The following is a 22,419-nucleotide window of genomic DNA, read 5'->3' as shown; positions in this document are numbered from 1 at the left end:
TTCGGAATCTGGGCTCATAACCTCAGAAGAGCAGCCCAAATGGCCAAATAAGCAACGATTAACGGATACAGTTACACAGTAGCCCCCTGAGATTCACCACAATGAGATGCTTCTGCCAAAAAACGATTTTTTCAGGAGTAACTAGCTATCGCTGTGCCGAGTGGGGTCCCTTTCTTCGCCGGGCGGGGCCCCGAACACTTTTCTAGCGGCTGTATGGGATGTCCAAATTTATAAATTCTTATACACCAGTCATAACCACCGGCTTAGCCGGTGGCTTCCATCAGCCCTATAAGGGCATGTTACAAGCAAGCGCCTTAAAGGCGCACTGAAAGTCTGCCAACCGCGTGTCGCCCCGGGCGGCCCCTGAAAAGGGGCTCCTTTATTTGCCCCTTTTCACCGACTCACCCGTAAACGGGTCGATCAGTTCTTTCATCGTTAATTGCTCATAATTCTTGTCCTCCACTAACTGGTTACGAATATATTCCTCAATTACCTTTTTATTTCTCCCTACTGTATCTACATAGTACCCTCGGCACCAAAATTGACGGTTTCCGTATCGGTATTTCAGATTTGCAAACTGATCAAAGATCATTAGTGAGCTTTTTCCCTTTAAATAGCCCATGAACTCCGATACACTTAACTTGGGTGGGATACTCACCAGCATGTGAATATGATCCACGCAGGCTTCCGCTTCGATGATCTCCACGCCTTTTCGTTCACATAACTCCCGTAAAATCTTCCCGATCTCTCTTCTCAATTTCCCGTATATCACTTGTCTACGGTATTTCGGAGCAAATACGATATGATATTTGCAGTTCCATTTGGTGTGTGCTAGACTGCTCTTGTCCATCCTTTGTCCTCCTGTGATAAGTGTGAGCGGTTGGCAGACCGGCTCTTATCTTATCACCGGGCTCAAAGGATGGCTACTCATAGCTATAAGCTTTCCTGAACCCCCAGTCGAACTGGGGGTTTTCGTATACAAAGAAAAGGGCTGGATGATCTCCAACCCTTTTTCCATAGATTATGAATTTGTGGTACCGTTGTCCGGTTGCGTTTGGTTACCGGGGTTTTGCTCCGGCGTAACAGGCGGAACAATGTCAGGCGGCGGCGTCTGGCTGCCGATGTCAGCCGGCGGTGTTCCCCCGTCCGGTTGAGCAGGCGGCTGAATGTCGGGAGGCTGTGTCGTTTCCGGAGTGGAAGCGGGTGTTTCGGTTTGCTGCGGAGCCGGAATCTGCCCGGGTTTTGCTGAAGACGATTCCCGCTTTGGTTTTGCAGCCGGTGCCGGGGCTGCCGATTCGGTCGGCTTCTTTTTCGTGGACGGTTTCGTTCTGGTAACCGTTTCCTCCCCGCCCGATCCGCTAACAGGCGAATCGTTCAGGTGAGCTACAACGCTTTCACTCAAACCCATCTCCGATTGCAGGGTGGTGCGAATCGCGTCGAGATTCTCCTTTGGCAAATACGTGAAGGGTGACTTCCAGTACGCGCCGTTATCCAGGCTGTTGATGGACGCCGAACTCAATCCTTTAAAGTCGATCGCCAATCCTTTGATTTTATCCTCCGGCATGTCGGTGTGGATGTGCTCGCCGGCCACGTCCATGATGCTGAAAAGCTTTGTGACCCCTTCAACCGAGGTGGTCTTGTCAACAATTGCTTTGATGACTTCCTGCTGTCGGCGACTTCGGTCAAAGTCGCTGGAGTAGTACTTATAGCCGCGGTTGTCATGACGATGGCGCACGTACCCCAACGCCTGCTCGCCGTTCAACAGCTGCAGTCCCGGCTCCAGGTTGATGTGCGTGTCATCCGTCGGATCGTCGTAGACCAGCTTGCGGTCGACGTTTACCTCGACGCCGCCCAGTTCGTCAATCACCGCCTTGAAGCCCTCAAAATCGACTTCCACGTAGTGTTCGATCGGGATGCCAAGCAGTTCCTTGAGCGTCTTTTTCGTCAGGGTAACTCCGTTTTCCGTGGGGACCTGACCGTTGCGCTCGGCACGACGGCGCTCCGCTTCCCCGTCCGCATAGACCTCGTTGATCTTGCGGTAGCCGCTGTACCCCGGGATCTTGATTCGGGTATCGCGCGGCAGAGAGACCATGGTCACTTTTTTTGACTGGGGATTGGCGACGGCGACAATCATGACATCCGTATTCATGGATCCCGTCTCCGGGCGGGTGTCGCGTCCCAAGATGACGAAAGAGATCGGCTTGTCGGAGTGATAGGCAGAATCCACGCCCTCCGTCAATGTATTTACCCCGTCACGGGTGTTTGAACTGACGATTCCCAGTGTTTCGTTTATTTTCCAATAAATCGCCCCGGCCACACCGCCTGCCAGTATCAGCATCGCAAACAGAAACAGAACAACCAGCCTGCGGACTTTGCGTCTCTTTACCGGTTTCTTCTGCTTGTGCACGGAGGCGCGACTTCTCGCAAAGGTTTCCTGCATCCGTATCAAACTCCTTACTGGTTCGCTCTCATTTTTCTTCCTATGTAATCCAGCATCAAAGTTGTTGGAATCGAGCCATTCGACAGGATCCTCACATATTTTCTATGGATTGTAAAACTCTGACTTATTGTAACACATCAGTGTCCGCTTTTGTAGAAAAATGTGCGGGAACAAAAAGCTCCTCCACCCGCCTAAGCGGGATGAAGGAGCTGTCAAGACCGATTTATTGCAGCCCTTTTGGCGCTTGACTGAAGCCCTGCGCGGGTCCCTTGGGCTCTTTTTGATGGGACTGATGGGCGTCACCTCCGTGACGAACACGGCTTTCCTGTTTGCCGTTTAGGTCATTGGACTTCTTTTCCATCTGCGCTCCTCCTCTGGGTGGTTGGACTATGGTGTAGTGTACTTCAAAGTCCGCTTTCTCATACCGGATTACAGACGCGCTTCGTCCGCATAGGCAGCCGCTGCCTGCAGAAGCGCTTCACGGTTGACCTGAATCGCTTCCGACGATTGCGGCGACAGAACCAGCCCAGCCAAAGCGAGGCCGTAAGCTGCCTGCTCTGTGAGTGACCCGGTCAGTCTGTGGGCAAACATGACTCCTGCCGTGAACGCATCCCCCGCTCCCGTCACGTCCCGTACCGCCGCTTTCGGTGAGGGCAGCCAGGCTGACTCTCCCGAGCTTCGCAGATAGACGCCTTTTGTCCCGCAGGTGATCATCACGTGTTGAACTCCCTGTTCCAGCAGGCGGGCAGCCGCCTTTTCAATGTCTCCCTGGGACTTGATCCGGGTGCCGATCAGGACTTCCGTTTCATCAATGCTGGGGGCCATCAGGTACAAGCCATCCAGCATCCCTTTCCACTTCTCGGCTTTTTTGACGGAAACAGGATCTGCTACAATCTTCACTCCCAGCCGCTTCGCCTCATGGATAAAGCGCTCCAGGACATGCTTCGGCAGGTTGGCGTCGACAAACATGCCAGCCGCATGTGTCAGCTGTCTCAATCCCGCTTGAATGGCGGACTCGTCCCACGCTTCATTCACAGCCATGTCGGCCACGGCGGTAATCAACTCGCCGTTGCTGTCGTGAATACCCAGATAACGTCCCGTTCGCTGGCCGGCGACACGGATCATGCCGTTTGTCGCTACTCCGCTTTTTGCCGTCGTCTGCTTCAGCCATTCGCCATCCGCATCTTCTCCAATGAGAGCATAGAGCAGGACTTCTTCTCCCAACCGTGCCAAGTGTTCCGCCACATTACGGGCGACCCCTCCCGCCGTCATCGTGACGGTTCCCGGATTGCTTGTACCCAAAAGCAGTTTGGACGTCGATTCCCCTTTCACATCGACGTTGGCCCCTCCGACGATGAGCCAGTAGTCTTTGAAATCCTCCAGCATGTACGCTACCCCCTTCGGCTTGGTCGGCTGCTCTCCCTCGACAGGCAGGTTTCTGCCTGATTGGCGTAGAATGTTTCCACAAAAGATGTATGGGAGGAGTGATGTTTTATGATGATTTCGACATTTTCCTTTGATTTACCTACTCGAATTGTCTTTGCGGACAACCTGCTTTCCAATGCAGGGGAATGGATCAAAAGTACCGTGCCCGGTCGGAAGGCAATGATGGTAACCGATCCCGGCATACGCGCAGCGGGACTGTTGGAACCGGTACTGGCTTCCCTTGCGCAGGAAGGCTTTGAGACCGTAGTGTTTGACCAGGTCTCGGCCAATCCCAAGGATGTGGACTGCCAGGCCGGCGGCGATCTGGCCAGGGAGTGGAATCCGGAGGTTATCGTGGCGGTGGGCGGCGGCTCTGTTATCGATTCAGCCAAAGCGATTGCTCTCTTGCATACCCACCCGGGAACCATTCGCCAGTACGAAGGACGCGGCAAGGTGACCAAAGACGTGACGCCGCTCGTCGCGATTCCCACGACGGCCGGCACTGGATCGGAAGTGACCCGCTCCGCCGTGATTACGGACACAGAGCGGCAGTTTAAAATGACTGTAAAGGATGTAAAGCTTGCACCAAAACTGGCACTGGTTGACCCGGTGACGACGTACAGCCTGCCCCAAAGCTTGACGGCTGCAACCGGCATGGATGCGTTCGTCCACGCCATCGAGGCGTACACCTGCAGGCTGGCTAATCCCGTCTCTGACGGGCTGGCGTTGGCGGCAATGGAACGGATCTGGCGCTACCTGCCGATCGCCGTGCGCGAGGGGGGCAATCAGGAAGCACGCCGTGAGATGATGGTGGGTTCGCTGATGGCCGGAATGGCCTTCTCCCACGCCGATGTAGCTTCGGTCCACTGCATGGCGGAAGCACTGGGCGGGCTGTACGATACCCCGCACGGAGTGGCCAACTCCATGTTCCTGCCGTATGTGACCGCCTTCAATGCGGCTGCTGATCCCATCAAGCATGCCCGAGTTGCCCGCATCTGCGGTCTGGCTTCGGAGGGGATGTCGGACGAAGAAGCATCGGATCGGCTTGTTGAGGCTCTGTTCGGCCTGTCGGAAGAGATCGGCATTCCCCGGTTTTCCTCCCTTTCCTACGTGCGACACGAGGACTTTGACACGCTGGCTGAAGCCTCGTTTCAAAACGGTTCGACACCCAGCAACTGCCGAACCATCACGGCACAGGAGTATCGACAGCTGTTCGAAGCGGCATACGCAGGCCGTAAGCCGTAGTGCGTATGTAGAGAAGTGCAGTATGCGAAGGCGCCATATGCTGGTTCTTCAGTAGTGACGGTCATAAAAAACAGTGCTACAGTGGGGATTAAGTTACGTACATGGAGTTGAACGTATGTCAGTGATTACCCCGACAACCGCTGCTTCCCCCACCGTTTATCGCGTCCTGTTTGCCATCAGTCTCGTCCATCTGCTGAACGACAGCCTGCAGGCAGTGATTCCCGCAGTTCTGCCGATTCTGAAGGATAATTTGAGTCTCAGTTACTTTCACATCGGCATGATCCTGCTGGTGATGAATGTGACGGCCTCGGTCCTGCAGCCCGTTATTGGTTATGTATCGGACCGCACCCCCCGGCCTTTTCTGCTGCCGCTGGCCATGCTCGTCTCCGGCGTGGGCATGGTGGGGATTGCCTATTCCCAGCATTATGCGTTCGTCCTGCTTTCCGTGGCTTGTGTCGGCATCGGCTCCGCCGTCTTTCACCCGGAGGCCTCCCGGGTTGCCTACATGGCCTCCGGCCCGCGCCGCGGCCTCGGCCAATCGATCTTTCAGGTAGGCGGTAATGCAGGGCAGGCGCTCGCCCCGCTGATGACAGTGTTAATCTTCGCTCCGCTTGGCCAGGCGGGTGCCGCCTGGTTTACCATACCGGCCGCCATTGCGCTCGCCGTGCTTCTCTACGTCGCGACCTGGTACCTGCAGCAGCAGCTACAGCGAAAAAAGGCTGTCAGCCAGGCTGCCAGCTACGCCTACCGCCACAAGCGGCTCACCGCCCTTAGCCTGCTGGTGCTGATCGTCAGCGTCCGCTCCTGGATGCACGCCGGTTATCAAAGCTTTTTTCAGTTTTACCTGATCGACGTCCAAGGGTTGACGTTCTCCCATGCGCAGATGTGCGTCTTTCTGTTCCTCCTCGCCGGAGCCGTCGGCACGTTTTTCGGCGGCCCGCTTGCCGACCGATTCGGCAAACGAAACCTGTTGATTCTTGCCTCACTGGGCGCCCTGCCGCTTACCCTGCTGACACCCTATGTGACCGGCATATGGATCTATCCCCTGCTGTTCTTGACCGGCCTGATCCTCCTGTCCAGCTTCTCCGTGACAGTCGTGTACGCCCAGGAGCTGCTGCCCGGTCGCATAGGCACTGTCTCAGGCTTGATTATCGGTCTCGCCTTCGGAATGGGCGGGATCGGCGCTTCCGTTTTGGGACATCTGGCAGACTTGAAGGGCATCGCCTTTGTCATTACGCTCTGTTCCCTGATGCCTTTGATCGGAGCGCTCGGTTTCCTGCTGCCGAAGGATCAGACGCTGAGAGAATGGGAACGGGAAACTGTTTGATCCCTCTGGAATCCCATACAAAAACCCGAGGAAATTTCTCCTCGGGTTTTTCTCCATTACACAAGTACGGAAAGCTCCACACCCAACATCTGTGCCACCACCGGCGGATACAGTTCCGGGGTGCCGTAGAAGCGCCAGGTACCGTCGCTCACCTGCCCGATCAGTCCGGTGATGATCCAATCGGGCTCGATCATTTGCGCTGCCTCCACACCAAGCTGCAGCACAACTGTCTCTTTGGTTCGACGCTTGGCCACCCAACCGCTTCCGTTGCGTTCGACCAGGACCAGAGGTTCCTCCATAACCCGCTGCGGTGCCGAATCGGCCGAAGCGAGCTGCTGGTGCGCCTCTTTTTCCAAAACCGTACGCAGGCGGTACGCTTCCGGCAAGCTCTCCTTCCATTCGCTGAACAACGGCTGCATCCGTCCGGTCAGTTCCATCCCATACTGTTTGTCCAGCCACTTGAAAAACGCCAGCAAAACAGACAGGAGGTTGGCTGCCAGCGTCTTCGTCGCCGTATCTACGCGGGTGAAAATGTCGTGGACGAGGAAATAGGCCAGATCTTCCCGCCGAAGCTGGTCCCAGGTGAAGCTCGGACCGAATGCTCCTCTGACAAAGGAACGGAAGCAATTCATGACTTCGTCGTACTTTTTCACGGTGGCTTCCGATTTGCCCTCCGTCATTTCCTGGACAAATCGGGTAATGTCAGCCAGGCGTTCAGGGTGAACCGTGTAGACGCTTTCGGGAAGCCCTTCGATCATCGGCCGTTCCAGCAGGTTGGAAATGTGGAGCTCCTCATTCGGCAGAGACAGACGGGGACGCAGGATCGAAATGCGCATGAAGCGAGCCAGACCCTGTCCCAACTTGCTGTCGTTCTCCAACTGCTGAATCAGACCGAGAAGCTTCTCTCTCCATTCCGGATTATCCGACGCGGCTACCAGCGTGGGGGCCAACCCGTCCAACTGGTCGTGCGGTGTAACCAGCCACTTTTCTGTAAAATAGGTCTGTACTGCCCACTGCAGCACTTTTGGCGGCAGGGTAGGCTCACTGGTGATGAACAAGGTTCCTTTGGTCAACCTGGTTCCTGTAGAGGTAAGCTGCTGAATCGGCTGCTGTTCGCTTGCATCCGACAGCTGCAGCAGGGCGGTGACTTCATCCAAAATCGGTGGAAATCCCTCTACCCAGACGACGCTGTCCGGATGGACGATCACTTCTGCCAACACCTCGTGCAGCTCCAGCAAGGCGTCCTTCAGCGCCGGAAAGAGATGCTCCTCTTTGCGGGTGGCATATACCCATATTTCCCTGCCCCCGTCCCGCTTTTTCAGTTCAAAGGCGCGGTGCGATTCGATCGTCTGGCTCAAGCGGGAAAGGTCAACGTCACGGTAGATGCGGCGCACCATGCCGTCTCCCTGTGTATTCCCGGTTGAATCGCCGAGTTCTACGATGAAACGGTAAAGATCCGTTGTATAAGTACGTTTGTCCGGGGCGGCGGCCGCTTCCCCAACCTCCGGATGATCCTCAAGCCACTCGAGAAGCGCAGGCTTCACGTGGGGCTGCAAGAAAATGCTGCCGGAAAAGAGCATGTCTCGCAAACCCAGATTGAGCAGACGGCCCACGATGATTTGCCCCGCTTGAGCCTCAACACCGGCGGTACGCAGGATGTAACGGGGTTCACCCGTTGGCAACTGACGAACGGTGTAGACTTCCTTTTCCACCTGTACGATTTCATACATTCCTACATACAGCTGGGAAAAGGCGCGGCGCAGATCCGCTTCCATCTTGCGGCCTTGCTGTTTGAGAAAGCTGTCTAGAAGGGAATCACCATTGGTTCGTACGTCAATCACGTACCAGTTGAAGAAATGAGTGGTCCATTCGGGGCGCAGGACGCTCTCCTCGCTCAGCCCGATTTCGCGGGCAAATCGGTCCCTCGCCTCGTTGACTGCCTCATTGCTCACATGAGTACCGACAAAGTTGTTGAGCCGCTCGATCCAGGCGGCGTATTCCTTTCTCAGTTTCTGCTCATGCCGGCTGCGCAACTCGGTAATCGGAGTAACGACACCGCAGCATTTTTTGTATTTTTTCCCGCTTCCGCAGGGACAAAGCTCATTTCTACCGACTGACATAAGGGGTTTGGATCTCCTTTCAATCCCAGCGCGGCATGCGCGGGAGATAAGCAATCCCCCTATATATATCGCATCTCACGTCAGGTATTCAAGTGTTCTCTTTTCGATTCATGAGAAATACCGCCATCCTGGGACGCTTCCCAGGTTTCCACGAACTGTTCCAGTCGTTGGATCAGCCGGACAATCCGCTGCTTCTCACTCATGCATGTGGAGATGGCCGAGAGCTGATTGGCCGCAAACAGCTCTACCACTTCCTGTTCCATATCCCGAAGGCGAATCCGATAGCCGGCGATGATGTCGCGCAGCAAGCCAAACCTGTGCTCAAACCGGATCATGGCCTCAAGGTTGCTCATTGCTGTTCACAAGCGGCCAGCAATTGTTGGATGCCAAGTGCGATCTGTTCATTCTTATGTTTCTCTTTCATCAGCACTTCTATTGCCTGCATGTTGCTTTGTTGAAAATGGGCAATCACTTCTTGCGCCATTTCCTGGCTGCGCACTTCCAGACGTCCCAATGCCTGGCGCAGCAGGTGGTTTACTTCCTGAATGACCGGTTGAGTTTGTACTGTATTCATCAAAGGTTCCTCCTCAAAATGTAGTTGTTCATACCATTCTGCTTGTTCTTCCTGCTTCTGTGACAGCGTCGCGGTTGCGGTTGCCGCTGCCGCTTCTTCGTGTGCTCCGATGGCGGCCTCTTCGCTTTTGGCAAGCACATACAGCGTCTCGCCGTCCAAGCGAAACCGCTCATCGAGTCCAGGAACAAAAACGTATTCTTTTTCCGGAAGCCCGACCTCCACCGCCATAAAATGAGCAAGGGAACGAGCCGTTATCTGCGTAATCCCGTTTTGGCAGCAAAATGCGTAGATCCGGTCGTTGGCCAGCTCCCACTCCGCCAAAAACCAGCGGGTATCTCCTTGATACTGTACAAAACGCGGGTCACGCTCCAACTGCAGCATCCGTACGATTTGATTCCAGGCGAACTGCGTCTGTCTGCGCAGCTCCGGTATGATCTGCTCCACGGTTTTCGGCGTCTGGGTTTCGCGCAGAAAACGGTAGGCCAAATCGAACAGCTGATGGGGTTGAAACGTAAGCTCAAGGATGGCATCGGAACGCCCAACCCGCAATGGTGACTGTTCCATCCGAAGAACCTCGGCAAGCAGCGCTTCGCTTTCCAGGTTGTGTCGGTCCGCCAGACCGCTCTCCTCGATCCGCGAGATGATCTCGTTTCGCGGAAGAGAACGCTCGCCGGGCCGAAACACCTTCTTGATGATACTCGATAAGGTATAGGTTGGCCGTTTCATGAACCTTCTCCTTTCCTGCATTGGCAAGGCATTGCCAATGGCTTGGAATAACTAGGTATTCTACGCGTACGGGGAAAATCCTACTTTGACGCAAACTGATTGTGTTTTTCCATCTATCTGAAAAATGGAAAAAGAGCAGGGTTGATCCTGCTCAGATTGATGACAAAGATCCGCCAGGGAAGAGGACCGTTCTTCCGCCTATCGCTCGACCCTCCTCCCCGCAGGGAAGTGAAAACTGTCCGCTGCGCGACGATTCGCAGGGGCAGCGCTAAAGTAGCGTCGCTACGACGTTTTTTCAGAGTAGCGCTGCGTTTTCCCTGCGCCCACGTCGCTGCGCTAGCAGGTCGTCACAGCTCGCGTACGGCTGGAAGAAACGTCCCTCCCACAAACATTCGGGTTTGTCTACAGACACAGCAGGGTTTCTCCTGCTCCTTGCCCGGCCAATCAATACCCTCTCCACACTTTTCGCCTGAGCGCACCCGCGTAGCCCCACTCTTCCTCTCCCATCTCCGCTAGCAATTGGCCCAGCGCATTCATCTTGCTGTCGATTTGGTCGAGGTAGTGGAACAAAACGGCTGCAGATGTCTTGCCGGAAACCGCGCTGCCCCATCCGTTCTCCACGTCGCCGTGGTGACTCAGAATGCAATGCTTCAAGTGAAGCACTTCCACGTGACCGAGGGAGATCCCCAGCTTGCGGCAAACTCCGCTTACCAGTTCCACTCCCATAACCAGGTGGCCGATGAGCTGTCCCGGCGTGGTGTAGTCAGGAGCAACCGCATCTGACAGCTCATAAAGCTTGCCGATGTCGTGCAGGATGCAGGTGGCGTAGAGAATGTCCTTGTCCACCTGGGGATAGAGGGGAAGCAGGCGTTCGGCTGCTGTGAGAAGCGACACGATATGTTCAAGCAGTCCGTGGTAGTAGTTATGGTGCATTTTTACCCCTGCCGGAAAATGGCGCAGCCGACCAGCGATCTCCTCATCCTGCAGAATCTCACGCACGATCGCCTGAAGTACCTCGCTCTTCATCTCTGCCACGAACCGTTCCAGTCGGCTCCACAGTTCATCTGCCGGGTACGGTGATACCGGAACCAGCGCTTCCATCATGACTTCGTCGGACGGAGAGGCGAGACGAACCCGCTGAATCACCAGCTGCTTTTTGCCGCGGTACGTCTGCATCAGGGCATCGATCTTGATCACCGATTTTACCTGAATCAGCTCTTTTATCTCCTCGCTGACATCCCACAGCTTGGCCGTCATCGTGCCGGAACGATCGCCCAGCTCCAGATTGAGGTACTCGCTTTGATTGCTGGCGACACCAACCTCCTTGGCTTTCACCAGACAAAAGGTGACAACCCGTTCTCCCTCTGCGTAATCGTGCAAATATCTCATCTTTTCATTCCTTCCCCTGCACCATTTCTATTTTTTTCGAAACAAGGTCTCCTCTATTTTGCGGACCAGCTTTTTTCCAATCAGGTCGTCTGCCGATTTGACCACTTTGGTGATGATCTTCAGCACATCTTCTTCGCCGTTCCAATGTTGGCGGACAACCGCCGCGTCGACGTCGACAAGGATTTTCCGCAGGGCGTACACCGCCAGAACGACATCGTCAAGCAGGCCAAATCCGCCGGTGAACACTTCCGGAATGAAGTCCAACGGGGTAATGAAATACGCCACGGCAACCCCGGCAATTGCCTTGGACTGGACGCTGACCCGCTTGTCCAGCATCAGACGAGCCAACAGCACAAACAGATCGGGTGCCAGGAGAACATACCCGGTTACCGTCTCGTTGACGCCTTTTTCCCGAATAAAGGCTTCGATCTTTTCACGCAGCCTGTCGTAGAAGCTCTGGTGCTTCTGTGGCAGCTCGATTGGGACAAGCTCTTGCGGTTTCTTAACCGCAGGCAGCAGCGTAACCTCGTGTTTTTGCTCATCGCTCATGGCAATTCCTCCCTTTTTGGTTTGGAATACGGATTGCGGCGGCGGTAAAAGGAAACGGCGGCAATAATCGCCAGAAGCAGCAGGAAGAAGATGGCGAGATTGCGGGAAATCACGTCAAACAGCTGTTCCCAACGCTCTCCCAGCTGCCAGCCGACAGTGACAAACAGGGCGCTCCAGAACAACCCGCCCGTGTAGGTATAGATGATGAATGTGCGAAACGGCAGCTTCGTAATGCCGGCGAAGTATGCGGTAAACTGCCGTACTCCCGGGATGAAGTAACCGAGCGGCAGCGCCCATTTGCCCACGCGGTTAAACCAGTCCTCTGTCTTTTTGTAAACCGTATAGCCCAACCCGAAGCGTTTGCCGTATCGCTCGACAAAGGGAAATCCCAGGCTGCGGCCAATCCAGTACGCGGCGGTCATCGCCGATATGGAGCCGAAAAAACAGGTGAGAAACGTGGGAACATACTGCAGTTGTCCGGTCGAAACGAGAAAACCAGAGAAGACCAGCAGCGTCTCTTCCGGTAACGGCATGCCCAAAATCCCCAGAAAAAACAGACTGAACAACGCAGCATACCCGTAATTCTCTATGTATCCACCGAACGCGTAGACGAAATCCTCCATCTAATACCTTCACCACATTTCAAACAAGTTATCTGTACCACCTCCATTATGCCAAAGGAAAGGGAGCAGACACAAATCCCGGTTCCTTGACAACAAAACCAATTAGGTGTAATTTACACATAGGTAAACTTTACAAGGAGGGTTTTCACAATGGACCAAGATATGGTGAAACCCATACGCAGTTGGCTTACACCCTATCTGCTTCTTTTGCTTCGCTCCTGGGAAACTCACGGCTACGACCTCATCCAGAAGCTGAGCCTGTTCGGTTTTCCCACTGTCGATCAAGGAACGGTCTACCGTACGCTTCGCCAGTTGGAAAAGGAAGGCTTTATCCGTTCCGCCTGGGACGCGACGGACGGCGGTCCAGCCCGCAGGCTTTATTCCATCACGGAGGCAGGCGAGCAATTTCTGAAAGACTGGGCGTCCGCACTGGGTGCGTACAACAAGATGCTGGAAAACTTTTTTGCCCTGTATACCGGAAAGGCACCTACGACCAACCCTGAGGAGAAGAAATAACATCTCCATCTACCTGTTAGGAGGGTTTACCATGTATCCATTTTCGAATCCCTTTGTCTGGCATGAGACTGCTGCCGATCTCGTGATGAAACAATGGCAGCAGTGGGTTCAGGCACAGTCTGCCGCGATGTTCCTGCCAGGAGGACTTGCACGCAAAGAGGAGTCTGGCATGCTGGAGGAGGCGGCTCGTCTGGAAGAACGACTGGATTGGCTGGATCAAAAGGTATCAGACATCGCTGTCCAGGAACCTCGTCTGATTTACCTGGAGCATGAGCTTGCCGCTCTGCGCTCCGAGCTCAGCGAGTTGAAAAAAACCGTTTCCACCGGCAGTGCGGCCCCGTCCGCAACGGTTCCCAAGCCTCGAAGCAAAACGAGCCGAGCCAAAACGGCGAAAGACGAGCCGATTGCAGAAAATTGACGAAATGAATGCTTTCCATGGCTTCTCTCTCCTTTTTTCGCTATAATGAAAGGATCATCACTGAAATGTTACAAATGAGGGACAAGCCGGCATGTGGAAAAAAATTCTCCGAAAACTCAAGTACGAATACATCAAGCTGATTCGCATGAAGGGAGCACCTTCTTTCGTCGCTCGCGGCTTCTCCGTCGGTATTTTTATTGAATTCATCACGCTGCCTACCTTGGGACTCGCGTTTCTTCTGCTGTTCCCGATGACCCGCCTGTTTCGCTGCAGCTTCCCCGCTTCGCTGATTGGCTTCGTTTTCGGTAAAATCGTCCTGCCGATCTTTATGCTGGTGAATCTGAAAGTGGGCACTACGATTATCGGGAATCCGCTTCAGGAACACGTCCAGCATAATCACGAATCCTTCGCCGGCTGGCTTCAATGGATGAAGCAAAACGGCATCGCCTACTTCACGGGAAGTATGGTAATGGGTGTCCTTGTAGCATTCGGCAGTTATTTTCTTGTGAACGCCACTCTGCAGTGGTATCGCAAAAAACGGGCGCGCCGTCCCGTGGCGACCGGACGAACCAGTTCATAGTCGACAGCAAAAGACCGGTCTCTTGTGAAAAGAGAACCGGTCTTTTTCGCTTTGTATAGAGTTACGCGAAGAAGCCTTTTTCGCGCAGTTGTTCCAAAATCTCGCTAACAGTAAGGCCTTGCAGCAGAAGCTCGATGGTCTGGTCAGCCTGTTCATGGGAAAGGCCTGCTGCCCACAGGCTTTCGCGCGCCAGCACCAGGTTTGGACGTCGGAAGTAGCATTGCAGGGTGCGAGTCACGCGTCCTTCCAAAGACGTCTTAAGCATCAATTCGGTTGTAGACATTTGTTACCACCTCTTTCAAACAAAGAATCTTTGCATACCTTCTATTATCGTATAATTTCACCACAGAATCAACGTTTTGCCGAGTTGCCTAAATTTCCGGCATCGGGCGGCGCTTGTGCTCGGAGACGCGGTGGAGGTAGTCAATGCGCTCCTTTGCCTTTGGATTGGTATCACCGGTAATGAGCAAGCGGTCCAGATCCTCGTAGGTAAAGCCCATCTCCTGCTCATCCGTCTGTCCGGCCCACAAGTCAGCGGACGGGGCCTTGGTCAAAATCGACTCCGGCACACCCAGTTCACGGGCCAGGATGCGAACTTCGTGCTTGGTCAGGCTGGCGACCGGATTGATATCCGCCAATCCGTCTCCCCCCTTGGTCATGTAGCCTACATAAATTTCACTTCTGTTGCAGGTATCAATCACCAGGTACCCTTTCTGGTTGGCGATCGCGTACAGGGTTGTCATCCTAAGCCGCGCCTTCGTGTTCCCTTTTGTCTTGTCGTCAAGCGGAAGCACTTTTTCGATTCCGGCCACAATCGCATCATAGGCAGGCCCCAAATCTACCGTTACCAGGTTTAACCCAATCGCCTCGGCCAGCTTTTTGGAATCCTCGGCGTGTATGTCCTGCGAATAGGCCGGCATCCAGACCCCGATGACGCGTTCCTTGCCCAGCGCCCGCACGCACAGGGCCGCTGTGACTGCGCTGTCTATTCCTCCCGAGATGCCGACAACCGCTCCCCCCAGTCCGGGACCGTCAATCTGCTCGCGAATAAAGGCGATCCGCTTTTCCATATCTTCCTTTATGTTCGCCTGGTATTGTTGCAAATGCTCTTGAAACTTGTCCATCACTGGTACCCCCATCCGTTGGAATTGCTCCTCCTATCCTACCACGCAAAAATTGTTTGTGGCAATCAAAGGGGAAGCGGTCTACACTAGTAAGGAAAATGACGATATGTTAAGCAAGGGAGCGCAGCCATGATGATTCTGAAAACCAGTGAACAAATTGAACAGATGAAAGCAGCGGGAGCGATCCTCGCCGCCTGCCATAGAAAAATCGCCAAGTTGATCCGCCCCGGGATCACCACCTGGGAGATCGATCAGTTTGTCGAGGAATACCTGGCTGAGCACGGAGCGACGCCGGAACAGAAGGGATACCACGGTTACCCTTACGCTACCTGCGCCTCGGTCAACGACGTGATCTGTCACGGATTTCCCAGAAAAGAGCCGCTCTTAGAAGGTGACATTGTAACGATCGACATGGTGGTGAACCTGAATGGCTGGCTGGCCGATTCCGCGTGGTCGTATGCAGTCGGAACCGTTTCCCCGGAAGCGAAACGGCTCCTGGAGGTCACGGAAAAGTCCCTGTACCTGGGCATTGAACAGGCGGTAGCCGGCAACCGGATCGGTGACATTTCCCACGCCATCCAGTCATACGCCCAACAGCACGGTTACTCCGTGGTGAGGGAATTTACCGGCCATGGCATCGGACAGAGCATACATGAAGAACCGTACGTACCCCACTTTGGGCCGCCGGGGCGCGGGCCTCTTCTGAAGGAAGGCATGGTCATCACGATTGAACCGATGCTGAACATCGGCACGTACCACGCCACGATCGACGAGGACGGATGGACGGCGCGTACCCGCGACGGAAAGCTTTCCGCCCAGTACGAGCACACGATTGCCATCACGGCCGATGGTCCGCTCATTCTGACCAAGCAATGACCATGCGCAAAAGCAAAGTGGCAGGCTGTCTCGACTTCAGCCTGCCACTTTGCCGTTTCTTGTGCAGAAGCTATTTTACCGGAGCGCTTTCGTGGAATAATTGTTGAGAATTGCTTCCAACTCTTGCACGTCTTTTTCCAGTTCCTGAATGTCTTCTTCAATCAGTTTCTTGAGATGCCGCTTCTCTCGAAGTACCTTGCGGGTTTGCTCCAATCGCTGGTTCAAGTCGAACACGCCGAGATACACTGCCGTTCCCTCCCTATGTAGGATTTCCACCTTACATGATATGCAGGGAGTTTTTATTGTTGACTCATTCTCATTTAAATTTTGCAAGCTCAGCGCGCAGACGGTACACTTCCTGTACCAATGCCCGCTTCTCCAGCCGATCGATCTCGTCGTCCAGGCTCGTGGAGGCATTTCCCCCATACAACGGATCAAAAACGTCATGTGATTGGGACCAAACCGGCTCTTTTGGCATCACGAGCGCCAGCAGGAAATACATCAGGGCCGGAATCCCGGTAAAGATCGTCAATACAATCACCCCGATGCGGACCAATGTGGCGTCGATCCGCAGAAACTGGCCAATTCCCCCGCACACACCAAACAGTTTCTTGTCGTAGCGCGAACGGTATAAGCGTCGTTCCATCATCATCTTCATTCCCCTCTTGTTTTCCGTTTTCCCGATATCTCCAAGATACCCGAATGGGGAGAGGGGCAAAACTGACCGAAGAGGGATTTTCTCTCCGTCCCGAGACGGATTCCTTGTCCGTACACCCCATCTCTGCATGAAACGGAAAGGATTCGTTCACGCTACGGAAGAGGTGATCCTTATGCCGTTCCTGCTGCTGATGCTGCTCGCAGCCGCTTTGACCGGCTGCAGCAAAGAGACGCAGCCTGCCAACCCGGCGATCTATAGCGACCCTGCCATGTACTACCAGCAAAGCATCGTTCATCCGTACGGACTTGAACCCAACGCGACGCCCTACGGAACGCCGACGAATGCGACGACTGCCGGCGAATACGATCGTCCCTTGCGGATTGACGCTGTCTCCAACTATGGTCCAGCGGGTCCGTAAATCAACGGGAAGATAAAAGACCGTCTCTTCACAAAGACGGTCCTTTTTCTCTTTATTTGGGTTCATAGGTGGGTCGAGGCCGATCAAACCACTCGCCGATGGTCGCGTAGGTGAGACCTGCAAGCCTGCTGACCGGTTTCAGCTTTTCAATGTCAATCTTGCCGTCAACGTACAGCTCGTCATCTACGTGAACGTGCACCACTTCCCCGATGATCAGATCGGACGCAATTGGTTCGCCCAGCGTGACGATTTGGTGCAGACGGCACTCGAAGTGAATACGCGATTCACCCAGCCGCGGCACTTTTACGGCTGCGGAAGGCAGCTGGGTCAGCCCCAGCTCCTCCGCCTCACTAACGTCACCCGGATAATCGGCTGATGTCTGATTGACCGCATCCACATTGTGTACATCCACCATGTTAATGACAAATTCTCCGGTCTCCCGAATGTTCCGAGCGGTGTCCTTCATCACGCCGCCGGGTCTGCGGGCGACCGCCACGGAAATCATCATCGGATCGATGCAGGCGACGTTAAAATAGCTGAACGGCGCTGCATTGACCACCCCGTTGGAGCTTAGTGAGGTAATCCAGGCGATCGGCCGTGGAACGACACTGCCGATCAGCAGCTTGTATTTTTCCTGTCGCACCAGGTTGCTAACGCTTATTTCCATCAGGAAGCCCCTTTCTTTATTGCTCCGCGGACTGTAGCCAGCTGGACATGTAGTTGCGGTCCTCGACGCCAAGCGCCTCACGCGTCACGTACAGCGGCTTGAAGGTGTCCAGCATGACGGCCAGTTCCCGGGTATCTTTTTTGCCGATGCTCGCCTCGATTTTGCCTGGATGCGGACCGTGCGGAATCCCCATCGGGTGCAAGGTGATGGAGCCTTCGTACACGCCTTTGCGGCTCATGAAGTTGCCGTCCACATAGTAGAGAACTTCATCGCTTTCCACGTTGCTGTGGAAATACGGCGCCGGAATTGCCTGTGGGTGATAATCGTACAGACGCGGCACAAACGAGCAGACGACGAAGTTTTGTCCGGCAAATGTCTGATGCACCGGGGGTGGTTGGTGAATGCGGCCGGTAATCGGTTCAAAGTCGTGAATGCTCAGCGCGTAGGGGTAAAGATAGCCGTCCCAGCCCACCACGTCGAACGGATGGAAGTCGAAGATGTAGCTGTACAGCGCGTGCTGCCGCTTGACCCGCACCTCGAAGCGGCCGCTTTCCACATGGGTGTCCAGCCGCTCCGGCACGCGGATGTCCCGCTCGCAGAACGGGGAGTGCTCCAGCAGCTGTCCATGCTCGTTGCGGTAACGCTTTGGCGGGACGATTTCGTTTTGCGACTCGATGACGAGGAAACGTGATGGTCCGCCTGACGGAACAATTCGGTAGGTGGTGCCGATCGGGACGACCAGGTAGTCCCCCTGTTTGTAGCTGATGGTGCCGTAAATCGTTTGCAGCTCGCCCTCCCCCTGGTGTACGAACAGGAGCTCATCCCCGTCTGCGTTGCGGTAGAAGTAGTCCATGGGTTCTGTCGGCACGCAGACGCCCATCACCACGTCGCTGTTTCCCAGAAGGTACGTGCGGCCGGAGATCGGATCGCCGCCCGGGGGCAGATTAAACGTCAGGAAATGCTGGTGTTTCAAGTCTGCCTGTTCCACGTATTCCGGTTTTAGGTCAGCCAGCTTTCGCGTCTCTCTCACCTGCGTAGGCGGATTGTGATGATATAAGATGGACTGAATTCCGGAGAATCCTTTGGTGCCCATCAGCTGTTCGCAGTACAGCTCGCCGTTCGGCTTGTAAAATGTGATGTGCCGCTTTTTCGGAATCTCTCCCATGCGATGGTAAAAAGGCATTCAAACGCTCCCCCTTTATTTGGAAAAATCAATCGATTATGACATTTTTCAGCACGCCCAGCCGCTCTACTTCCAGCTCCACCGTGTCCCCCGGCTGAAGCCAGGAAAAACGCTCTGTGCCCAGTTCCAGGATGCAGCCCGTTCCCACTGTACCTGAACCGATGACGTCGCCGGGATACAGCGGGCAGTCCGCGGAAGCGCGGGCGATCATCTCGGCAAACGTGTAGTGGATGTCGCGGAAGTTGCCGCGGGAATACTCGGCTCCGTTTACCCTTGCCACCATCGCCAGATCGTATCGATCCCCTTTTTCCCCCCGAATGCGAACGTCATCCAGCTCATCCGGGGTAACCAGCCACGGGCCCATGGACGTGGCGAAGTCCTTGCCTTTCGCCGGTCCCAGTCCCACCTTTACTTCTTCACGCTGCAGGTCGCGCGCGCTCCAGTCATTCAGCACGCAATAGCCGGCGATGTGTTCGTCCGCCTGCTCCACGGAAATGTCTCTGCCGCCTTTCCCGATCACGCAGGCGATCTCCAACTCGTAGTCCAGCGATTGCGTTGCTTTCGGTCTTTTGACCGGCGCATCCGGCCCGACAAAAGCAGCGTGGTTGGAAAAGTAGAAAACCGGGAACTGATACCACTCCGGCACCATCTCCAGTCCGCGACGCGCCCGGGCTGTCTTGACATGCGCTTCAAACGCGTAGAAATCGCGGAAGCTGCGGGGAGTTGGCAATGGCGACCCCAGTCTTACGGAATCGACGGAAAGGATTTCAGAACCGCGGGGATGTTCCGCCAACTCAGCCAGTCGGTGTCGCCAGACGTCCCACGCTTCCAGGAGCCCCAGCAGGGATTCGGGGGCGCCGGAAAGCGCTGCGGAGACGTCCACGACTCCGTCCGCTGTCAACAAACCGGTTCGCCACCCGGCTTGCGCTCCGATTTGATACGATACCAGTCTCACGTCAGAATCACTCCCTTTCCTGGACAAAATACAAAGGCCCACCTCACGCATAGTCAATTCGAAACCAGGCAAAATCGTCAAGTCTTTTGCCGAGCATCTCGAATGGTGACTAAGGCGTAAGCTGGGCCATGTCTATTACGTGTGAAAAAGACCTTTTGGGTCTTCCCCCATAGACAACCAGCAACCTTTGCCTGTGTTGTTTGATTCCTTATCTCCATCATAACGGAAACGCTTTCAACTTTCCAGCAGGAATATGCAGAATGGTTCATCATGAGAAAAATCGGGCTACTACTTCCTGCATGTCCTCCGGCAAGGGTTCGTTCAGTTCCATCTGACGTTTGTCACGCGGGTGTAAAAAGGAGAGCTTAACAGCGTGCAACGCCTGCCTGCCGATATAGTCCCGCCGCCCCCCGTACATGTCGTCGCCGAGCAACGGATGCCCGAGGTGGCTCATGTGAACCCGGATTTGGTGAGTTCGACCCGTTTCCAGCCTCAGCTCCAACCAGCTGGTCTCTTGATGGCGCGCCAGTACGCGAAACCGAGTGACGGCCGATTGTCCGTCGGGCCGCACCTCGCGGGTGATGATGGAATCGTTCCTCAACCCGATGGGCGCATCCACTACTCCCTCGTCCGGTCCGACCCGTCCATGCACGATCGCCTGGTAGGTGCGCAGCAGGGTCCGCTCCTTTTGCATCCGGGAAAACTGCTCGTGCGCCCATTGGTTTTTGGCTACGATCAAAAGACCGGATGTGTCCTTGTCCAGCCGGTTGACAGGGCGAAATTTCCGCGCTTCCCCCTTGACCTGCCAGTAGGCGACGACACCATTGGCCAATGTGCCGCTCACGTGGTTCCCCGTCGGATGCACAACCAGACCCGCCGGTTTCGCCACTACCAGAATGTCCTCGTCCTCAAAGCGAATGGCGAGCGGCATTGGCTCGGGTTGAACCGTCTCCCCTTCATCTGCCGGCACCGCTATGGTCACCCGATCTCCCGGTTGAAGTCGCTCTGTCACGTAGACGGGCACGCCGTTTCGCGTAATGTTTCCTTGGTACTTGGCCCGGACCAACAGACGGCGGGAGACCCCGTAATGCTTTTGCAGCACATCCCGAATGGTCTGACCCGCCTCCTGTTCCGTTGCCGTAAACTGCAGCAGTTCTTCCAGCATCTGTACTCTCACCTTCTGTTTGTCCTGCCGCCAGTATACCATAAAAACGATTGAACTAACGCCCGCTCAGCTTGCGGTTCTTTCCCTTTGTTCACTCAGCAGCTCGGTTATTTCGTAAAGCGCTCCCCAACAGCATTCAAACTCTTCTTGCATTTGCGGAAACATAGAGACACTTCCCTTCCAAATTGTGGCATGGTATCAGTCTGAACGGGAACGGGCTCATTTTATACAGGAGCGGGAAAAAATGCAAAAAAACTCTTCGTCACCCGGACGAAGAGTTTTTGGAATGTGCCACTTACTTCGCAGCTTTTGCCGCTTCGATCGCAGCTTCATAGTTCGGATGCTCACCAGCGGCAGGCACGTACTCGGCGTACACGACAGTGTCGTTGGAATCGACAACGAACACGGCGCGGCTAAGCAAACGCCATTCCTTGATGGCGACACCGTAAGCGGTGCCGAAGGAAAGATCGCGATAGTCGGAAACGGTTTGCACCTTGTCAATGCCGGCAGCACCGCACCAACGGGCTTGGGCGAACGGCAAATCGACAGAGACGGTCAGAATGGTTACGCCGTCCAGCTTCGCCGCTTCTTCGTTGAAACGGCGGGTTTGCGCGTCGCACACGCCTGTGTCGAGGGACGGTACCACGGAGATGATGCGAACCGTTCCCTTGGAATCGCTGAGAGTCACCGGAGTCAGGTTGTTGGCAAGCACTGTAAAGTCCGGTGCTTTGTCACCTGCTTTGATTTCCGGTCCGAGCAGGGTGACCGGACCCCCTTTAAAGGTAAATGCACCTTGGCGTTCTACTACATTCGTCATATGATTTCCTCCCCACCTATCAAGAAAGTATGTACCTTTCTCATGATACCTTATTTTTTCTCTATTTTCACTATGACAACTGTTAAAATTACGTTTTGTATTGGGCGTGACTCGTGATGGTTTTCTCCACTTTGGTGATTTGCTTCACTTCATGCTCATACTCCCAGTTGCTGCGTCTGTTCAACTCGTGGCAGCGCATCAGGGCATGGTAGAGAGCAAAGGTAAAGCCCACTTTTTTCAGCTCGTATCGAGTGATCTTTGCCTGCGGTGCAACGGTGTTGACAATTTCGATCCGGTAGGTGGCCTTTTCCCGCTCCCGCCTGATCGGTATGACGTAGCCCATTTGCTTCAACACGAAGCCGTAGTCGAATTCTCCGTTGTCGTCAAAGTCGATGGTATCGTCCGACGTAGCCAGCATCTCCAGAACTGTGCCAAGATCCAGCGTGTGAAAGCAGGCGGGCTTGGTCATGGCCAGTACGGATCCGTCGTCGCTGATAAAATAAATGTGGTCGCGATAGTGAAAGATCAGCTCGTCTTCCGGCACGTCAGACGGAAACATCCAATGCGTGGACGGAATGAGCAGCCGCCAGACGTCCGCCGGACACGCATGCAACAGCTCCATGT

27 protein-coding genes are annotated in these 22,419 nt (G+C 54.7%); 7 read left to right on the top strand and 20 right to left on the bottom strand.

Annotation, left to right across the window (positions count from 1 at the left end; genetic code table 11):
- Positions 1–379: 379 nt before the first annotated feature.
- From tnpA to ACE99V_RS16580, 4 genes are all read right to left on the bottom strand, one after another.
- On the bottom strand, positions 380–850 hold the full coding sequence (tnpA, locus tag ACE99V_RS16595; protein WP_400492342.1) for an IS200/IS605 family transposase: 471 nt from the start codon (positions 848–850) through the stop codon (positions 380–382).
- Positions 851–1,021: 171 nt separating this feature from the next.
- Complete coding sequence (locus ACE99V_RS16590; protein WP_400492341.1) at positions 1,022–2,440, bottom strand: LCP family protein; 1,419 nt, start codon at positions 2,438–2,440, stop codon at positions 1,022–1,024.
- Positions 2,441–2,663: 223 nt separating this feature from the next.
- Positions 2,664–2,801 (bottom strand): hypothetical protein, encoded by a 138-nt coding sequence (locus ACE99V_RS16585; protein ID WP_400492340.1) that lies wholly within the window; start codon positions 2,799–2,801, stop codon positions 2,664–2,666.
- Positions 2,802–2,869: 68 nt separating this feature from the next.
- Positions 2,870–3,826, bottom strand: coding sequence for a carbohydrate kinase family protein (locus ACE99V_RS16580; protein WP_400492339.1), 957 nt, complete (start codon positions 3,824–3,826; stop codon positions 2,870–2,872).
- A gap of 108 nt (positions 3,827–3,934) precedes the next feature.
- Here ACE99V_RS16580 and ACE99V_RS16575 point away from each other — a divergent pair, with 108 nt between their 5' ends.
- Positions 3,935–5,110, top strand: coding sequence for an iron-containing alcohol dehydrogenase (locus ACE99V_RS16575; RefSeq protein WP_400492338.1), 1,176 nt, complete (start codon positions 3,935–3,937; stop codon positions 5,108–5,110).
- A gap of 115 nt (positions 5,111–5,225) precedes the next feature.
- Positions 5,226–6,437 (top strand): MFS transporter, encoded by a 1,212-nt coding sequence (locus ACE99V_RS16570; RefSeq protein WP_400492337.1) that lies wholly within the window; start codon positions 5,226–5,228, stop codon positions 6,435–6,437.
- Positions 6,438–6,493: 56 nt separating this feature from the next.
- Here ACE99V_RS16570 and ACE99V_RS16565 read toward each other — a convergent pair whose 3' ends face one another.
- The 6 genes from ACE99V_RS16565 to ACE99V_RS16540 all read right to left on the bottom strand — a co-directional run bounded on the left by ACE99V_RS16565 (position 6,494) and on the right by ACE99V_RS16540 (position 12,418).
- Positions 6,494–8,557, bottom strand: coding sequence for an SEC-C metal-binding domain-containing protein (locus ACE99V_RS16565; RefSeq protein WP_400492336.1), 2,064 nt, complete (start codon positions 8,555–8,557; stop codon positions 6,494–6,496).
- Positions 8,558–8,637: 80 nt separating this feature from the next.
- On the bottom strand, positions 8,638–8,910 hold the full coding sequence (locus tag ACE99V_RS16560) for a hypothetical protein (RefSeq protein WP_400492335.1): 273 nt from the start codon (positions 8,908–8,910) through the stop codon (positions 8,638–8,640).
- Positions 8,907–9,857: a hypothetical protein gene (locus ACE99V_RS16555; RefSeq protein ID WP_400492334.1), complete on the bottom strand. Its 951-nt coding sequence runs from the start codon at positions 9,855–9,857 to the stop codon at positions 8,907–8,909. Before ACE99V_RS16555 ends, ACE99V_RS16560 begins: the two co-directional genes overlap by 4 nt.
- Positions 9,858–10,301: 444 nt before the next feature.
- A complete protein-coding gene (locus ACE99V_RS16550; protein ID WP_400492333.1) occupies positions 10,302–11,246 on the bottom strand; it encodes a 3'-5' exoribonuclease YhaM family protein in 945 nt (314 codons plus the stop codon).
- A gap of 27 nt (positions 11,247–11,273) precedes the next feature.
- On the bottom strand, positions 11,274–11,795 hold the full coding sequence (locus ACE99V_RS16545; protein WP_400492332.1) for a YkvA family protein: 522 nt from the start codon (positions 11,793–11,795) through the stop codon (positions 11,274–11,276).
- A complete protein-coding gene (locus ACE99V_RS16540) occupies positions 11,792–12,418 on the bottom strand; it encodes a DedA family protein (RefSeq protein WP_400492331.1) in 627 nt (208 codons plus the stop codon). Before ACE99V_RS16540 ends, ACE99V_RS16545 begins: the two co-directional genes overlap by 4 nt.
- Positions 12,419–12,568: 150 nt before the next feature.
- Here ACE99V_RS16540 and phaQ point away from each other — a divergent pair, with 150 nt between their 5' ends.
- The 3 genes from phaQ to ACE99V_RS16525 all read left to right on the top strand — a co-directional run bounded on the left by phaQ (position 12,569) and on the right by ACE99V_RS16525 (position 13,932).
- Positions 12,569–12,934 carry a poly-beta-hydroxybutyrate-responsive repressor gene (gene phaQ, locus ACE99V_RS16535; protein WP_400492330.1) on the top strand — a complete coding sequence of 122 codons (366 nt, stop codon included), beginning with the start codon at positions 12,569–12,571 and terminating at the stop codon, positions 12,932–12,934.
- A 31-nt stretch (positions 12,935–12,965) separates the two neighbouring features.
- Positions 12,966–13,352: a hypothetical protein gene (locus ACE99V_RS16530; RefSeq protein ID WP_400492329.1), complete on the top strand. Its 387-nt coding sequence runs from the start codon at positions 12,966–12,968 to the stop codon at positions 13,350–13,352.
- Positions 13,353–13,443: 91 nt separating this feature from the next.
- Positions 13,444–13,932 carry a DUF2062 domain-containing protein gene (locus ACE99V_RS16525; protein ID WP_400492328.1) on the top strand — a complete coding sequence of 163 codons (489 nt, stop codon included), beginning with the start codon at positions 13,444–13,446 and terminating at the stop codon, positions 13,930–13,932.
- Between the two features lie 61 nt (positions 13,933–13,993).
- Here ACE99V_RS16525 and ACE99V_RS16520 read toward each other — a convergent pair whose 3' ends face one another.
- Entirely contained in the window at positions 13,994–14,215 is a 222-nt protein-coding gene (locus tag ACE99V_RS16520; protein WP_400492327.1) for a hypothetical protein, read from the bottom strand.
- Between the two features lie 88 nt (positions 14,216–14,303).
- Positions 14,304–15,056: an NAD(+) synthase gene (gene nadE, locus ACE99V_RS16515; protein ID WP_400492326.1), complete on the bottom strand. Its 753-nt coding sequence runs from the start codon at positions 15,054–15,056 to the stop codon at positions 14,304–14,306.
- A 129-nt stretch (positions 15,057–15,185) separates the two neighbouring features.
- Between nadE and map the strand changes: the two genes are divergently transcribed.
- Complete coding sequence (map, locus tag ACE99V_RS16510; protein ID WP_400492325.1) at positions 15,186–15,932, top strand: type I methionyl aminopeptidase; 747 nt, start codon at positions 15,186–15,188, stop codon at positions 15,930–15,932.
- A gap of 75 nt (positions 15,933–16,007) precedes the next feature.
- Here map and ACE99V_RS16505 read toward each other — a convergent pair whose 3' ends face one another.
- Together ACE99V_RS16505 and ACE99V_RS16500 are read right to left on the bottom strand one after the other, a co-directional pair.
- A complete protein-coding gene (locus ACE99V_RS16505) occupies positions 16,008–16,178 on the bottom strand; it encodes a hypothetical protein (protein WP_400492324.1) in 171 nt (56 codons plus the stop codon).
- Positions 16,179–16,248: 70 nt separating this feature from the next.
- Positions 16,249–16,581 carry a PspC domain-containing protein gene (locus ACE99V_RS16500; RefSeq protein WP_400492344.1) on the bottom strand — a complete coding sequence of 111 codons (333 nt, stop codon included), beginning with the start codon at positions 16,579–16,581 and terminating at the stop codon, positions 16,249–16,251.
- Between the two features lie 181 nt (positions 16,582–16,762).
- On the opposite strand from ACE99V_RS16500, the gene ACE99V_RS16495 reads away from it, so the two are divergent.
- Positions 16,763–17,008: a hypothetical protein gene (locus ACE99V_RS16495; RefSeq protein ID WP_400492323.1), complete on the top strand. Its 246-nt coding sequence runs from the start codon at positions 16,763–16,765 to the stop codon at positions 17,006–17,008.
- Between the two features lie 52 nt (positions 17,009–17,060).
- Here ACE99V_RS16495 and ACE99V_RS16490 read toward each other — a convergent pair whose 3' ends face one another.
- From ACE99V_RS16490 to ACE99V_RS16465, 6 genes are all read right to left on the bottom strand, one after another.
- The gene (locus tag ACE99V_RS16490) at positions 17,061–17,675 is read right to left on the bottom strand and encodes a flavin reductase family protein (RefSeq protein WP_400492322.1); all 615 of its coding nucleotides are present in this window, start codon (positions 17,673–17,675) and stop codon (positions 17,061–17,063) included.
- 16 nt (positions 17,676–17,691) lie between these two features.
- Positions 17,692–18,858 (bottom strand): homogentisate 1,2-dioxygenase, encoded by a 1,167-nt coding sequence (locus tag ACE99V_RS16485; RefSeq protein ID WP_400492321.1) that lies wholly within the window; start codon positions 18,856–18,858, stop codon positions 17,692–17,694.
- A gap of 28 nt (positions 18,859–18,886) precedes the next feature.
- Positions 18,887–19,813, bottom strand: a complete 927-nt coding sequence (locus tag ACE99V_RS16480) for a fumarylacetoacetate hydrolase family protein (RefSeq protein ID WP_400492320.1) — start codon at positions 19,811–19,813, stop codon at positions 18,887–18,889.
- 268 nt (positions 19,814–20,081) lie between these two features.
- Positions 20,082–20,978 carry an RluA family pseudouridine synthase gene (locus ACE99V_RS16475; protein WP_400492319.1) on the bottom strand — a complete coding sequence of 299 codons (897 nt, stop codon included), beginning with the start codon at positions 20,976–20,978 and terminating at the stop codon, positions 20,082–20,084.
- Between the two features lie 295 nt (positions 20,979–21,273).
- The gene (gene tpx, locus ACE99V_RS16470) at positions 21,274–21,795 is read right to left on the bottom strand and encodes a thiol peroxidase (protein ID WP_400492318.1); all 522 of its coding nucleotides are present in this window, start codon (positions 21,793–21,795) and stop codon (positions 21,274–21,276) included.
- An 88-nt stretch (positions 21,796–21,883) separates the two neighbouring features.
- The gene (locus tag ACE99V_RS16465) at positions 21,884–22,417 is read right to left on the bottom strand and encodes a hypothetical protein (RefSeq protein WP_400492317.1); all 534 of its coding nucleotides are present in this window, start codon (positions 22,415–22,417) and stop codon (positions 21,884–21,886) included.
- Between the last annotated feature and the right edge of the window lie 2 nt (positions 22,418–22,419).

The organism is Brevibacillus soli, from assembly GCF_044759095.2.
Taxonomy (GTDB): domain Bacteria; phylum Bacillota; class Bacilli; order Brevibacillales; family Brevibacillaceae; genus JBIYSM02.
Note: the sequence above shows the minus strand (reverse complement) of the source record. Positions and strands in the feature narration are given on the sequence as shown.